The sequence below is a fragment of the Campylobacter sp. IFREMER_LSEM_CL1097 genome, assembly GCF_025772225.1.
In the GTDB taxonomy this organism is placed as follows: domain Bacteria; phylum Campylobacterota; class Campylobacteria; order Campylobacterales; family Campylobacteraceae; genus Campylobacter_D; species Campylobacter_D lari_D.
Genome location: NZ_JAKMRT010000026.1, coordinates 1 through 14515, shown reverse-complemented (window position 1 = coordinate 14515; position 14515 = coordinate 1). Strand labels below are relative to the sequence as shown.

The 14515-nt window shown below is 29.5% G+C and carries 14 protein-coding genes, 1 tRNA gene and 1 pseudogene; 14 read left to right on the top strand and 2 right to left on the bottom strand.

The annotated features are described in order from the left end of the window. The first annotated feature begins 84 nt into the window (after window positions 1-84). Both L8W64_RS08365 and L8W64_RS08360 read left to right on the top strand, forming a co-directional pair. Window positions 85-951, top strand: coding sequence for a hypothetical protein (locus tag L8W64_RS08365; RefSeq protein ID WP_263673469.1), 867 nt, complete (start codon window positions 85-87; stop codon window positions 949-951). Window positions 952-1090: 139 nt separating this feature from the next. Then, window positions 1091-1273, top strand: coding sequence for a hypothetical protein (locus tag L8W64_RS08360; RefSeq protein WP_263673468.1), 183 nt, complete (start codon window positions 1091-1093; stop codon window positions 1271-1273). A gap of 25 nt (window positions 1274-1298) precedes the next feature. Here the strand turns inward: L8W64_RS08360 and L8W64_RS08355 are convergent. After that, window positions 1299-1375: transfer RNA gene (locus L8W64_RS08355), tRNA-Ile, on the bottom strand. A gap of 52 nt (window positions 1376-1427) precedes the next feature. Further along, window positions 1428-2537 (bottom strand): FtsW/RodA/SpoVE family cell cycle protein, encoded by a 1110-nt coding sequence (locus L8W64_RS08350; RefSeq protein WP_087700555.1) that lies wholly within the window; start codon window positions 2535-2537, stop codon window positions 1428-1430. A gap of 72 nt (window positions 2538-2609) precedes the next feature. Between L8W64_RS08350 and L8W64_RS08345 the strand changes: the two genes are divergently transcribed. The 12 genes and pseudogenes from L8W64_RS08345 to L8W64_RS08290 form a co-directional block, all read left to right on the top strand. Next, complete coding sequence (locus tag L8W64_RS08345; protein ID WP_263673466.1) at window positions 2610-3572, top strand: RluA family pseudouridine synthase; 963 nt, start codon at window positions 2610-2612, stop codon at window positions 3570-3572. Further along, window positions 3526-4734 (top strand): ferrous iron transporter A, encoded by a 1209-nt coding sequence (locus L8W64_RS08340; protein WP_220566341.1) that lies wholly within the window; start codon window positions 3526-3528, stop codon window positions 4732-4734. Before L8W64_RS08345 ends, L8W64_RS08340 begins: the two co-directional genes overlap by 47 nt. Beyond that, window positions 4734-5924, top strand: a complete 1191-nt coding sequence (gene trmB, locus L8W64_RS08335) for a tRNA (guanosine(46)-N7)-methyltransferase TrmB (RefSeq protein WP_263673464.1) — start codon at window positions 4734-4736, stop codon at window positions 5922-5924. Before L8W64_RS08340 ends, trmB begins: the two co-directional genes overlap by 1 nt. A 46-nt stretch (window positions 5925-5970) precedes the next feature. After that, complete coding sequence (locus L8W64_RS08330) at window positions 5971-6627, top strand: cell division ATP-binding protein FtsE (RefSeq protein WP_039625813.1); 657 nt, start codon at window positions 5971-5973, stop codon at window positions 6625-6627. Then, the gene (locus tag L8W64_RS08325) at window positions 6614-7420 is read left to right on the top strand and encodes an ABC transporter permease (RefSeq protein ID WP_263659928.1); all 807 of its coding nucleotides are present in this window, start codon (window positions 6614-6616) and stop codon (window positions 7418-7420) included. Before L8W64_RS08330 ends, L8W64_RS08325 begins: the two co-directional genes overlap by 14 nt. Continuing rightward, entirely contained in the window at window positions 7417-8592 is a 1176-nt protein-coding gene (locus tag L8W64_RS08320; protein ID WP_133319252.1) for a murein hydrolase activator EnvC family protein, read from the top strand. The genes L8W64_RS08325 and L8W64_RS08320 overlap by 4 nt, the downstream gene beginning before the upstream one ends. A gap of 55 nt (window positions 8593-8647) precedes the next feature. After that, entirely contained in the window at window positions 8648-9373 is a 726-nt protein-coding gene (pyrH, locus tag L8W64_RS08315) for a UMP kinase (protein ID WP_263673463.1), read from the top strand. A 9-nt stretch (window positions 9374-9382) separates the two neighbouring features. Next, entirely contained in the window at window positions 9383-9601 is a 219-nt protein-coding gene (locus tag L8W64_RS08310) for a DNA-directed RNA polymerase subunit omega (protein WP_133319250.1), read from the top strand. After that, entirely contained in the window at window positions 9585-11774 is a 2190-nt protein-coding gene (locus tag L8W64_RS08305; RefSeq protein WP_133319249.1) for a RelA/SpoT family protein, read from the top strand. Before L8W64_RS08310 ends, L8W64_RS08305 begins: the two co-directional genes overlap by 17 nt. 13 nt (window positions 11775-11787) lie before the next feature. Next, entirely contained in the window at window positions 11788-12990 is a 1203-nt protein-coding gene (tyrS, locus tag L8W64_RS08300) for a tyrosine--tRNA ligase (RefSeq protein WP_220566337.1), read from the top strand. After that, window positions 12990-14087 (top strand): nitronate monooxygenase, encoded by a 1098-nt coding sequence (locus L8W64_RS08295; protein WP_220566336.1) that lies wholly within the window; start codon window positions 12990-12992, stop codon window positions 14085-14087. Before tyrS ends, L8W64_RS08295 begins: the two co-directional genes overlap by 1 nt. Further along, window positions 14080-14515: pseudogene (locus tag L8W64_RS08290) on the top strand (N-acetylmuramoyl-L-alanine amidase); the annotation flags it as partial. The gene L8W64_RS08295 and the pseudogene L8W64_RS08290, both read left to right, overlap by 8 nt.

Here is a 14515-nt window from a genome sequence, read left to right as displayed (position 1 = left end):
ATGGGTAAAAATTTAAGTAAAGAATTAAATTATAAGAAGATTCCAATTCAATTAACTCTTGGTAAAACAAGGCTAAATCCATATTTGATTGAAACTGTCAGTATATTGGCAAAAGGCACTCCTTATGCAAAAATAAAATGGAGTATTGTCGGCGATGGAGTACTTCCAAAAGAAGATCTAATTCCAAAATATTTTGATAGTAAAGGTGTTGCGCTAACTAAGTTTAGAACAATTAATCCTAATGTTCGTCCGATAACAGTAAGCGTTGAATATGAAGATGGAAGTGAAAAAGCTAGTGAAACAGCTGTATTTAATGGTCCAATTCGTCCAAGAATAAATGTAAAAAATATTCCATTTGATACAGGAGCAACTATAGAGCTATATGGACTAATTCCAAACTCTAGTGTAGATGTTCAACCAGATCAGTATCTTGGTTATACTAATTTTGTAAATAAAGGCACGCTTCATACTGATGATAAAGGTTCAGTTTATTTAAATTTTAAACCTATTGGAAAAGTTACTGAACACACCGGTAGAATTTTTAGTCTTAAAGTGAAATATAAAGAATGGGATGGAGCTGATTCTGAAGCAATTGTAGGAAGTATTGAGGTGCAAAAACGCATTCATGCAATATATGATACTTGGAAAGATCCTGCTTCATGCTACACCAGTGCAACTTTAACATTAACCGATGGAATTGCAGGAGAAAAAGTTGATTTTAGTGGAACTAATCTCTTAGTTGGCCTTGGTCAAACTGTGCCAATTATACAAAGATGGGATAAAGAATTTGATAATTCTGGTGAAGCAAAAGTTGTAATATCAACTACATGGTGCACTAAACCATTGACCGATACTCCTACTTTTACAATGAGATTTAATACTTTAGGTGTAAATGTCACAGAAACACGAGCGGTTACTTTTGGTGGTGGAGATCATGAAAGATTTTATTAGTCGGATATATAGGCACATTTTATAATGTTGTGGAAAAAGAAAGAAATATATGCCACTGTATAATTTTGCACAATTTCTATCTCTGTTAGCCCAGCTTTCAGAGGTAGATATTAAAACTCTTATGGAATATAAAGATTTATTGTTAAAAGCGTTATCACCTTTAAACGAAGTAGAAAGATTTAATGCAAAAGAATGTATGCAACTTATTAACACTCTTGAAGAAACTTTTTTAGATAAACTCCAAATAGAAGAAAGCAAAAAGAAAGAAATTTGCAAAAATATTATCAAAATACTAAAAAATCATTGGAAAATGTTTTTTTGAAAATCAAGTTGTAATGCAAAATAAATGGTGGATTTAGCAGGACTCGAACCTGCGACCAACCGGTTATGAGCCGGTTGCTCTAACCAACTGAGCTATAAATCCGCCAGAAGTTAAAATAAAAATGTTATTATATCTTTATTTCCTTAATTTAAATTTAGAATTTTATTTTTACCGCTTTTTCTATTGCTAAATATCTAAAGGTTATTAAATTTTGTAAAATTCCAAAGAAAATCATAAAAGTAGCAAAAGAACTTCCCCCATGACTAAAAAATGGCATAGGTATACCAACAACAGGAGCAAAACCTATGGTCATTGATATATTTACCGCCACATATATGAAAATAAATAAAGCAATGCAATTTGTCACCACTCTTGTAAAATAATCATCTTTGAGCTTATAATTTAAACTCAATAAATGAAAAATGAGTAAGGTGTAAAGTAGTATGATTACAACTGCACCGATAAAACCAAATCTTTCAGACAAATATGCAAAGATAAAATCACTCGTAGAAATAGGTAAAAATTTAAAATGTGTTTGTGTAGCTTCATCTGCTTTTTTTCCACTCAAGCCACCGCTTCCTATAGCGATGATGGATTGTTTTACATGGTAACTTGGTTCTTCAGCTAAGAAATCATGAATTCTTTGTTTTTGATAAGGCTTTAAAAAATCACTATAAATAATAGGCGAGGCTATGGCTATAGCTAAAAAAATACTAAGCCAAATTTTATAATTTACCCCTATGATAAAAAGCGTTCCAAAGCCTACTATTAAAAGCACCAAAGCTGTTCCCAAATCAGGTTCTCCTGCTATAAGTAAAAATGGAAGTAAAATATAAAAACTTAGCTTTAAAAATTGTTTTAAGCCATAGCCATTAGGCGGTGGAGGATTTTGATAAATCAAATAAGCTAACATTAAAATAAAAGAGGGCTTAAAAATTTCAGAAGGTTGTATGGTAAAATGCGTAAAAGGTATTTCAAGCCATCTTCTAGCTCCAAGTTTTTCAACACCAAAAATATCCACACTTAAAAGTAAAGCTATATTAATCCAATATAACACAGGTATAAGCCACATTAGTCTTCTTAAGGGTAAAAAGAAAAAAAACGCAAATCCTGCAAAACCCACTAAAGTATAGATAAATTGTTTTTCAGCTAAGCGCGTATTTGCCTCATAAATTAAAAGAAAAGATATAGCTATGATAGGTAACACTAAAAGAGGTTGTACAAAGTCAAAATGTGTTAAAATTCTTCTATCAAGTTTTATCAAAGCTACCCTTTTTTATAAAATATTACATAATTATATGCTAAAATTGCAAATTTTATCACAAGGAAATATAATATGCTAAAAATTTCATCACTTTGTGAAGAAAGATTGGATGTTTTTTTATCAGATATACTTAAGCAAAGTCGTTCGCAAGTTGCTAAACTAATCAAAGAAAACTGCATATATATTAATGAAAAAATAGAAAATAAAAGTTCTAAAAAAATAAAACAAAAAGATGAAATAAGTATTTTTTTACCTTTAGTACAAGAAGCCAAAGAAAGCTACACGCCTGAGTTTGATATAGAAATTTTATATGAAGATGATGATGTTTTAGTTTTAAACAAAGCTCCTAATGTTGTCGTACATGGTGCAAGTAGTGTTAAAGAAGCGACTTTGGTGGATTGGCTTTTGCATAAGGGCTATGCTTTGTCAAATTTAAATGGAGAGCATAGAGCAGGGCTTGTGCATAGACTTGATAAGGGCACAAGTGGAGCTATCATCATAGCTAAAAACAATCAAGCACATCAATTTTTAGCAAATCAGCTTTTGGATAAAAGTATGGGTAGATTTTATCTTGCTTTGAGTGAATTACCTTTGAAAAATGATAAAATGAGTAATGAAAAAGCTATTATGCGTTGTCCTAACAATAGGCTTAAAAAAATTACTACAAATACTAAAAATCCTTTAGCAAAAAATGCAAAAACAGATTTTATAAATTTATTAAGTGCTAAAAACTGCTCTTTGATAGCTGCTAAGTTATACACAGGAAGAACTCATCAAATCAGGGTGCATTTAGCAGATTTTAATCGATATATTTTAGGAGATCAATTATACGGATATAAAGGAAAAATAAAGTATAATAGAGTAATGCTTCATGCGTATTTGATTTATTTTATTCATCCTAGGACTAAAGAGTTGATGTTTGTAAAAGCTCCTATGTTTGATGATTTTTATCAAATTTTAAAAGAAAATTTTACACAAGGAGAGATAGATGAAAAAACTTCATTGGATTATCTTAAGTTCTGCTTTAGCTTTTAGTGCTTGTAGTGTAAGTTCACCACAAATTGCTCAAGTAAATGATACTTTACCAAAAATATCAAGTATTAAAAGTATAAGTGATATTACAAGTATAGCGTTTGAATGGGAACCTTTGTATGATCAAAATATAGCAGGTTATTATATTTATAGAGCAAATGCAGCTGGTGCACCTATGGAGCTTATAGCAAAAATCAAAAATAAATTTCAAACTCACTATACTGATACAAATTTAGCACCAAATACAAGATATTATTATTCTATGAAAACCTTTAATGAACTTGGACAAGTTTCTCAAGATGGTGTAAGCATAGAAGCTTTTACAAATAGAGTGATTGATCCAGTGCCTTTTGTGCAAGCTATTGTAGGGTTGCCAAATCGTGTGAAAATAGTTTGGAGACCACATCCTGATGTAAGAGTAAATTCATACATCATTGAGCGTGCAAATATGAAAGATATGAAATTTAAAGAATTAGCTAGAATCAAAAATCGCTTAAGTGCTGAATATATAGATGATTCGCTAAAACCTGATGAAAGTTTTCAATATAGAATCATAGCTTTAACTTATGATGGTATTAAAAGCACTCCAAGTAAAATAGTAGAATCAACTACCAAAGCCCTTCCTCCTATGGTAAGTAATTTACAAGCAAGTAAAGACGCACCAAGAAAAATCATTTTAACTTGGGATAAAATTGATTATGCTGATTTTGCTTATTATAAAATTTATTCAAGTTCAACTACTTTTTTACCTTTTAGTGTGGTAGCTAAAACTTCTGAAAATACTTATGAAGATGTGGTTAAAGGTGTGGCTGAAAAAAGATATTATAAAGTTAGTATGGTCGATAAAGATGGCCTAGAAAGTCCTATAGCAAGTGAGCCTGTGGAAGGTATTACCCTAGGAGCACCATTAGCGCCAAGTATTGTTTTGTGTGCTGTTGAAGATGATGGTATTAGAGTAGAGTGGATTGATAATGATGATAGAGCTAAAGAATACATAGTTAAAAGAAGTGGTGGTGGAAGTAATGCTGTGTTTAAAGAGATTAAATCTAAACAATTAAAAGATATTACTGCAGCTCCTGGAAAAGTATATAGTTATGAAGTTATTGCAATTGATGCAAATGGCATAGAATCAAAAGCTTCTGATAAATTTACGGCAGTAAAATAATGCCAAATTTTAAGTGTAAAATTTTAAAAGAAATTCAACTTCCTTTTGAAAAAGATGGAGTTGAATTCTTATGGCTTGCTAAAGGTGAAAATGTTGATTTGCTTTTTACGCGTATAAACCAAGAAAAATTTTTTTTACAAATTAAAAAAGATGAAAAAAGTCAAGAATGGCTTATAAAGGGTGAAAAACATACTAAGCCTTCGCAAATTGGGTATTTGCAAAAGGCTTTACTTGTATTTAAAGAAAATTTTACTCAAGATGTAGTTTGTGAAGCTGTGGCGCTAAAACACACAAGGTTAATCCAAAAAACACCTTTAATTGCTAATGATTTAAAAGAAATTTTAGAACAAATAAAAAATAAAAAACAGATTTATATTGAAATAGGTTTTGGAAGCGGTAGACATTTACTTTATCAAGCTAGGCAAAATCCTAATGTACTGATAATTGGTATAGAAATTTACACTCCTGCATTAGAACAAGTAGCTAAACTTGCTTTAAGTGAAAATTTAAACAATGTTTTATTAATAGAAACTGATGCAAGATTGTTATTAAGCGTACTTGAATCTAATCTTGTGGATAAAATCTTTTTGCATTTTCCTGTTCCTTGGGATAAAAAGCCTCACCGTAGAGTAGTGGGGTTAAATTTTGCAAATGAATGTGCTAGGGTTTTAAAAGAAGATGGACAATTTGAACTTAGAGCGGATAGTTTTTTGTATTTTGATTTTACTTTGGAGACTTTTTTAACTTTCCCACATTTAAAAGCTTTAATCAAAAAAAATGAAAATTTAGAAATTTCAAGTAAATATGAAGATCGTTGGAAAAGACAAAATAAAGATATATATGATTTAATCATTAGTGGTTTTAGCAAGAGTAAAAGCTTGAATAAAAATCAAAAATTTGCTATTGAGGATTTAAAATTAAATACAAAAGAATTAGCTTGTATAAAAAAGAATTTTAAAAATGAAGTTTTTAAAGGCGAAGATTTTTTCTTGCATTTTGAAAAAATGTATATTAAAGATGAAGAACTTGTTATTAAAATAGCTTTTGGTGCTTTTTATAAACCTGAACATGTTTATATAGTATTAAACTTACAAAAGATAGAATTTATCTTTGAGCAACCTTTTAAAACTAAAGAAAATTTAAAAGCTATAGAAAAATTAAGAGAAATATTGTATTCTTATATTAAATAATAATGATTTAAATAATTATCAAACAAATGATAAGGAAAAAGCAGTGATGATAGAAGCCAAAAAGCTTTGTCTTGGTTATGATGAGCTTGTTATAGAAAATGCTAGTTTTTCGCTAAAAGATAATGATTTTGTTTTTATCACAGGAAAAAGTGGTAGCGGAAAATCAACTTTGTTAAAATCTTTTTATGGGGATTTGGAGCCAATAAGTGGAAATTTAAAGGTTTGCAATAATGATTTAGTGGATATTTCTAATGCTGAACTTTTGCAGCTTAGACAAAAAATAGGAATTATTTTTCAAGATTATCGTTTGGTTCAAGAATTTAGTGTAGAAAAAAATGTAATGTTACCTTTGATGATTAAAGGTTATAGTAAAAATGTATGTAAAGAACAAGCCGCAAAGCTTTTAAAGCATGTAAATTTAACTTTCAAAGCTGATAAAAAGCCAGCTCAACTTTCAGGTGGAGAGCAGCAACGCGTGGCTATGGCAAGAGCCCTAGCACATAATCCAAAATTACTCTTATGTGATGAGCCAACGGGAAATTTAGATGAGTATTCTTCAGATATTATATGGACTTTGTTAAAATCAGCTAGAGAAATACTTGGAACTTGCGTGGTAGTTGTTACACATAGAATTCCTACTAATTTAAGACTTGATTATCGTCGTTTTAATATAGAAAATGGGAGAATGAATGAAATCTTTTAAAAATCATCTTTCTTTAATATTTGCTTTAATGGTGATGATGTTTGCTTTTGAGTTTTTGATTATCACAAATAAAACTATTGAATATTATGAAAAACTTTTAAATAAAGATTATAATATCATTTTAGTAGGAAAAACTCACTTAGATAAAAAAAGCATAGAAGAGCAGGTTAGTCATTTTCAGTCTTTAGAAATTTTAAATCCAAATGAAATGATAGATAGACTTAAAAATGATATATCAGCTAAAAACATAGAGGTTTTAAAGGCTACATTGCCAAAATTTTATACTTTGAAGCTTAATAAGCTTTTGTCAGAAGATGAGTTAAACATTTTAAAAGATAAACTTTTAAAAAATCCTAACATTACTAGAGTGGAGACTTTTGCAAAAACGCATACAAAAATTTATAAACTTTTAGTTTTAGTGAAATTTTTATTATGGTTTTTCTTGTTTATTATAATATTGCTTAGTTTTGTATTATTGCTTAAACAAATGAAAATTTGGCTTTTCGAGCATACTCAAAGAGTGGAAATCATGTGCTTGCTTGGCGCCCCATTTTGGTTTAGATCTTTTATGCTTTATAAGATAGTTTTTATTGATTGTTTTATAGCATTTTTATTGCTTGTATTATTTTTTACCCAAGTTTATGATCTTGAATCCATTAAACTAGCTTTACAAAGTGTAGACATTAGCTTACCTAAAATAAGTATTTTCACGCATTTATTTTTGATTTTTTTAGCAATGCTTTGTGTTTGTTTTGCTTGTGTGAATTTTGTGATGTTTAAGGTTAGAAAATGAAAAAATGCTTTTTGCTTTTTTTATTTTCCTTTTCTGTTTTATTTGCAAATGAAATTGCACAAAAACAAAAAGATATTAAAGAAAATGAACGCATAGTAAAGCAATTATCTAAAAAATTAGAAGATTTAGCTAGTGAAATTTTAGATAATGAGAAAAATTTAAAAAAAATTGCTTCAGAAATTAGCACCTTAACTTCAAAAACTTCTAAACTTGAAGGATCTGTGAAAACTCAAATAAAAGCATTAGAGCAGCTTAATGCACAAAATAAAGATCTTTTGCAAAATAAAAATAAGATCGAAGGAAAAATAATTGATTTAATTGCTAAAGATTTTGCTTATGATTTAGCAATCCCTAAAAATTATATTGAAAGTGAAGATAGTATTATTGCTTTGGAGTTAGTTGGGGTTTTGGATAAAATTTTCAAAGAAGAATTTTATCAAATTTCAAAAGATTATGAAGATGTGAGCAAAAAAATAGAAGAAAAGCAAAGACAAATTACTACAATTAATAATAATTTAAAAGTTTATAAAGATCAAATTGATGAGCTCAAAAACCTTAGAAAAAAACAAGAGCAAGAAATAGCTAAACAAAAAACTGATAAAGAAATTTATACTAGAAAACTTTCTAATTTGCAAGCCCAACAGCAAGAATTAAGAAAAACACTCAATAAATTAAAAATTATCAAAGAAAAAGAAGAAGAAAAATTAGCACAAAAAAAGGATGATCAAAAGCCAAATTCAAACATAAAACAAGTGGGTTCAAGCTATCAAACAAGCAGTGTTAAGCGATATAATGGTCCTAAGACAATAGCTCCTTTAGAATCTTATACAGTAAAGCAAAAATTTGGAAATTATATAGATCCTATTTATAATATTAAGATCTATAATGAAAATGTAGTTTTAAAAAGTGATAGTGCTAATGCTGCGGTAAGAAATGTCTTAGATGGAAAAGTAGTTTTTGCAAAAGCAACTCCAACTTTAAAGCAAGTTGTGATTGTTGAAAATAAAGATGGTATACATACTATTTATGCACATTTAGATAAAATTGCTCCTGGGGTTAAAGTAGGTAGAAATATCAAGAAAGGTTATATTATAGGTAGGGTTGAAAGTGATTTAACTTTTGAAGTAACCCAAAAGAATTTTCATATCAATCCTTTGGAAATGATTAAATAAATTAGCTTTTTTTAATGCGAATTTTGATATAGTTTTAAATCAAAGGAGAAATTTAATGAACAATAAAAGAAAAAGAGTATTGGTTAAATTTTCTGGAGAAGCTTTGGCTGGAGAAAATGGATTTGGTATAGAAAATTCTATTTTAAAATATATAGCTTCTGAAATAAAAAGTTTGATTCGTGAAAATGTTGAAGTAGGTATTGTAATAGGTGGTGGTAATATCATTAGAGGGGTATCTGCTGCAAGAGATGGACTGATAAAAAGAACAAGTGGCGATCATATGGGTATGCTTGCTACTGTAATTAATTCTATAGCTATGCAAGAAGCATTAGAAAGTGCTGGACTTGATGTGAGGGTTCAAAGTGCTATCCAAATGGAAGCATTTTGCGAAACATATATTATGAGAAGAGCACATAGACATTTAGAAAAAGGACGCATAGTTATTTTTGCTTGTGGTACTGGCAATCCTTATTTTACTACAGATACTGCTGCAACTTTAAGAGCGGTTGAAATTCAAGCAGATATGATCATTAAAGCAACTAAGGTAGATGGAATTTATAACAAAGATCCTAAAAAATTTGATGATGCTATTATGCTTAATGAGTTAAGCTATGAAAGAGCTTTACATGATAATATAAAAGTTATGGATGATACGGCAATAGCCCTAGCTAAAGATAATGCTTTACCTATTGTGGTATGTAATATGTTTAAAGAAGGAAATTTATTAAAAATTATCCAAGGCGATATGAGCTTATGCTCTATTGTTAAAAATCAAGATTAAAGGTAAAAAATGAGAGTAGAACAAATAGCTGCAAAGGCATTAAAAAAATTAAAAGATGATAGATATAAATTAGCTCTTGTAGTAGCTAAAAGAGCTGAAGAGCTTGCAAATGGCGCAGAACCTTTAGTAAATTTAGATAAAAATAAATATAAATATACTGATATTGCTTTATATGAAATAGCAGAAGATAAAATCGTATTAGAGGGATTTATTGAAGCTGGTAAATGATGAGTTATTGCTAGATAAACTTGTTGATGATGTAAAAAATTGCAAGGATTTACAAAGAGCAAAAGAAATTCTTTTTATGGTTTTTCCACAATCTGCTGTTTTGGAAAAAGCAGTGGAGTTTTGTATCCAAAAACACGAAGGGCAATTTAGAAAGAGTGGAGAACCTTATGCGGTTCATCCTATATTGGTAGCTTCTTTTGTAGCTTTTTTAAGTCCTATACAATCTATGATTATAGCCGCATTGTTACATGATGTATTAGAAGATACAAATTGTAATGAAGAAGAGTTAAATGCAAATTTTGGCGAAGAAGTAACAAAATTAGTTCAAGGTTTAACTAAAATAGTTAGTATTAGAGAAGATCATCTTACTCATTCCAATTCTAATGAGAAACTTGCAAAATCTGCTCTGACTTTTAGAAATATGCTTTTAGCGGGTGTTGAAGATGTGAGTGTGCTTGTAATAAAGCTTTGTGATAGATTGCACAATATGCTTACCTTAAATTATTTACGAGAAGATAAGCAAAAAAGAATTAGCGAAGAAACCTTAGTGGTATATGCACCTATAGCTCATAGACTTGGAATTTCAAGTATAAAGAATTTACTTGAGGATTTAAGTTTTAAATTTTTGCTTCCTGATGAATATGCACAAATTGATAATTATATAAATGCAAAAGATCAACAAATTCAACTTGGATTTAATGAATTTATTTCAAAAATAGAAATGTTATTTTTGGAAAATGGGTTTAGACAAGGTAGTTTTGTTATACATAAAAGAATTAAACATAATTATTCTATTTATTTAAAGATGCAAAGAAAAGGTGTGGGGCTTGATGAAGTTTTAGACCTTTTGGGTGTAAGAATTTTGGTTGAAAAAGTTTATGATTGTTATTTGGCTTTGGGAATTTTACATACGCATTTTAATCCTTTGATTTCAAGATTTAAAGACTATATAGCCTTGCCAAAACAAAATGGTTATCAAACCTTACATACAACACTTTTTGATGCAAAAAATATCATAGAGGCTCAAATTCGCACCTTTGATATGCATAAAACTGCTGAATTTGGCGTTGCAGCACATTGGAAATATAAAGAAGGAAATATTGCAACACCAAATTTAGATTGGCTTGAAGATATTTCTATGCATGGTAAAGAAGAAGGAAATAATATACAAGATTGTGATGCTATTGAGCTTTATGAATATGCAAAGGATAGTTTATATATTGAGGATATAGCAGTATATTCTCCTAAAGGTGAAATTTTTACCTTACCGCGTGGAGCTACGGCTTTGGATTTTGCATATGAGGTTCATACTAAAGTAGGACTTCATGCAAAAACCGCCTTTGTAAATCGTATGAGAGTTCCGCTTTTAACTGTGCTTAAAAATGGAGATATAGTTAGTATTGAAACTTCAGAGGAAGAATTTTTTAGATGCTCTTGGATAGATAGTGTTAAAACAGGAAAAGCTAGAGCTAGTATAAGAGATTTTTGTAAGCAAAAGAAAAAAGAATTAAACAATAAAATCGCCATTAATCTTTTATCTACGGCATTTAATAAAGATTCTAAACTTATAGAAGAATGGCTTGAAAAAGAAAAATTTAATAAAAAACTCAGACAAATTGCTTTAGATTTTAATTATTTTAAAGAGGTAATTATAGCTCTTAGAAAATATGTAGGACAAAATCAAGCAGCTAAATTTGAACAAAATGAACAAAAATTTGAAAGCATAGTGATTGGTTCTAATTATAAAATAACTACGATTAATTTTGATTATTGTTGTAGACCTAAAAGAGGAGATGAAATCATTGCTTTTAGACATTCAACTAGTGCTACAATACACCATAAACTTTGCGAACAAGCAATGAAGATGATAGAAGATAACAAAGAAATGGTTTTTGTTTCTTGGAATGATAGCTCGATAAAAAGTTACAAAATCATTGTTTCTATAGAAAATAAAAAAGGCTCTTTAGCGGATTTTCTAACTACTTTGGCTAAAATGCAGATTAATGTTTTAAGTATTAATTCAGCCGATTCAGAGCCTGTGGTGGCAAATTATTTTGAAGTGCAAGTTGAATTACCTAATAATATAGATGTTGAAAATGCAAAAGAAAGATTAAAAGCTAGGTATAAGATTTTAGATTTTACATCTTTAAATGATGCATATAATAATCACTAAAAAAGGTTTTATAATGAATATTGAAGAAATTATTAAAGAAATTAAAAGAGGAATAGCAGAAATTATTGATGAGGAAAGATTGATTTCTTTGGTAAAAAATTATTATGAAAAAGGTGAAAACTTTTTTGTAAAAGCTGGTTTTGATCCTACGGCCGCTGATTTGCATTTGGGTCATACTGTAGTTTTAAGCAAGATGGCTTTACTTCAAAAGCATGGAGCTATAGTACAATTTTTAATAGGTGATTTTACTGCTCAAATAGGCGATCCAACAGGAAAAAGTGTAACAAGAAAAAAACTTGATAAAGAAGAAGTGCTTAAAAATGCTAAAACTTATGAAGAGCAAGTTTTTAAGATTTTAGATCCAAGTAAAACTCAAATTCATTTTAATTCTAAATGGCTAAATGAGCTTGGTGCTGCTGGTATAGTAGAACTTACTTCGACTTTTAGTGTTGCTAGAATGCTTGAAAGAGATGATTTTACTAAGCGTTTTAAAGAGCAAAGTCCTATATCAATTTGTGAGTTTTTATATCCACTTTTACAAGGTTATGATAGCGTTGCATTAAAAAGTGATATAGAAATGGGTGGAACGGATCAAAAATTTAATCTTTTAATGGGTAGACAGCTTCAAAGAGTATATAATTGTCAAAAAGAACAAGCGGTGATGATGATGCCATTGCTTGAAGGTCTTGATGGTGTAAATAAAATGAGTAAAAGCTTAGGAAATTATATCGGTGTAACAGAAAATGCTAAAGATATGTATGCTAAGGTTTTGAGCATAAGTGATGAGTTGATGTTTAGATATTATGAGCTTTTAAGTGAAAAAAGCTTAAATGAAATTTCGCAAATGAAAGATGATATTAAAAAAGGCTCATTACACCCTAAAAAAGCTAAGGAAAATTTAGCTTTAGAAATAACAGCTCGTTTTCACTCAAATGAATGTGCTTTAAAAGCTAAGGAGGAATTTGACAAAGTTCATAGTGCAAAAGAGCTTCCTAGTGATATGCCAAGTTTTACTTTAGAAGGTAGTATTTGGCTTGCAAAAGCTATAGTGGAATGTAAAATGGAAAGCTCTACTTCAGCTGCTAGAAGATTGATTAGTTCTAATGCAGTAAGTATTAATGGAGAAAAAGTTCAAAATGAACAATACCAACTAGAAAGTGGAGAATATATTATACAAGTTGGAAAAAGAAAATTTGCAAAATTAAAGGTAATATAATGAGTTTTAAAGCTTTAAAAATTGGAAAGCATGAGATAAAATATCCTATTTTTCAAGGTGGAATGGGGCTTGGTATAAGTTGGGATAAGCTTGCTTCTGCAGTTTCTTTAAATGGTGGTTTAGGGATTATTTCTTCAGTGGGAACTGGGTATTATGAAAATAGAACACATATAGATAAAGAACTTAATGCAAAACCTTATGGTAGTGATAATTTTTACTCAAAAGCAGGCTTAAAAGCTTTGATAGATAATGCTAGAAAGGTTTGCAAAGACGCACCTTTGGGCTGTAATATTTTATATGCAAGTAATAATTATGCGCAAATTGCTCGTAATGCTTGTGAGGTTGGTTTTAATGTGATAGTTTCAGGAGCAGGACTTCCTACAAATTTACCTGAATTTACACAAGATTATCCTGATGTTGCTTTGGTACCTATTGTATCATCAGCTAAGGCTTTAAAAATTATTTGTAAAAGATGGCAAAGTAGATACAATCGCTTACCTGATGCAGTTATAGTTGAAGGACCAAAAAGCGGCGGACATCAGGGTTTTACTTATGAGCAATGTTTAATGGATGAATATCAATTAGAAAATGTGGTGCCACAAGTTGTGCAAGAAATTAAAAATTGGGGCGACATACCACTGATTGCTGCAGGTGGAATTTGGGATAAGCAAGATATAGAAAAGATGATGTCTTTAGGAGCAAGTGGCGTTCAAATGGGAACTCGTTTTATAGGAACTTTTGAGTGTGATGCGAGTGATGATTTTAAACAAGTATTACTTGATTGTAAAAAAGAAGATATTGAGCTTTTAAAATCCCCGGTTGGTTATCCTGCAAGAGGAGTAAGAACTAATCTTTTAAATTTAGTAGATAAAAGAATGGGGCCAAAAATTTCTTGTGTGAGCAACTGCGTTGCACCATGTGGTAGAGGTAAGGAAGCTACTAAAGTAGGTTATTGTATAGCGGATAGATTATACGATGCTTGGAGTGGCAAAAAAGAAACAGGTTTATTTTTTACAGGAGCTAATGGGTATAGATTAGATAAACTTATTAGCGTAGAAGAACTAATGAAAAAATTAGTTTATGGTGAAGATGTTTAGAATATTTTTTATTTTTTTATTATTTTATATTGGTGTTTTTGCTAATGTAGAGGTTAAAAAATTTGATCAAAACTTTTTAACCTCTAATGCAGAAGAAAAATTACAATTACATCAACAACTAAAATCTTTATATATACAAAGCGTAATTAATGATAATAATGAAGAAAAAAATGAGATTTTAAAAAGATTAATCATTAGTTCAAATTTTTTAGGTTTTGATGATAAGGCTTATGTGCAAGAGCTTAAAGAAAGTGGAGTAAGTGAAGAAGAAATTTCGCGTTTAAAAAATGCTTTAAAAGTTATACAAGATCAAAAAATAAAAAAAGAGCTAGTAAAAAACGAAACTAATGCTACCGCTTTTACTAATAAAAAAGAAGATAAAAAAGAAGATAAAAAAGAAGATAAAAAAGAAGATAAAAAAGAAGATA

Excerpts from the sequence above, each read along its gene's own strand:
- L8W64_RS08345 (WP_263673466.1), top strand. The coding sequence starts at position 2,610 with ATGCTAAAAATTTCATCACTTTGTGAAGAAAGATTGGATGTTTTTTTA.
- L8W64_RS08340 (WP_220566341.1), top strand. The coding sequence starts at position 3,526 with ATGAAAAAACTTCATTGGATTATCTTAAGTTCTGCTTTAGCTTTTAGT.
- trmB (WP_263673464.1), top strand. The coding sequence starts at position 4,734 with ATGCCAAATTTTAAGTGTAAAATTTTAAAAGAAATTCAACTTCCTTTT.
- L8W64_RS08330 (WP_039625813.1), top strand. The coding sequence starts at position 5,971 with ATGATAGAAGCCAAAAAGCTTTGTCTTGGTTATGATGAGCTTGTTATA.
- L8W64_RS08325 (WP_263659928.1), top strand. The coding sequence starts at position 6,614 with ATGAAATCTTTTAAAAATCATCTTTCTTTAATATTTGCTTTAATGGTG.
- L8W64_RS08320 (WP_133319252.1), top strand. The coding sequence starts at position 7,417 with ATGAAAAAATGCTTTTTGCTTTTTTTATTTTCCTTTTCTGTTTTATTT.
- pyrH (WP_263673463.1), top strand. The coding sequence starts at position 8,648 with ATGAACAATAAAAGAAAAAGAGTATTGGTTAAATTTTCTGGAGAAGCT.
- L8W64_RS08310 (WP_133319250.1), top strand. The coding sequence starts at position 9,383 with ATGAGAGTAGAACAAATAGCTGCAAAGGCATTAAAAAAATTAAAAGAT.
- tyrS (WP_220566337.1), top strand. The coding sequence starts at position 11,788 with ATGAATATTGAAGAAATTATTAAAGAAATTAAAAGAGGAATAGCAGAA.
- L8W64_RS08295 (WP_220566336.1), top strand. The coding sequence starts at position 12,990 with ATGAGTTTTAAAGCTTTAAAAATTGGAAAGCATGAGATAAAATATCCT.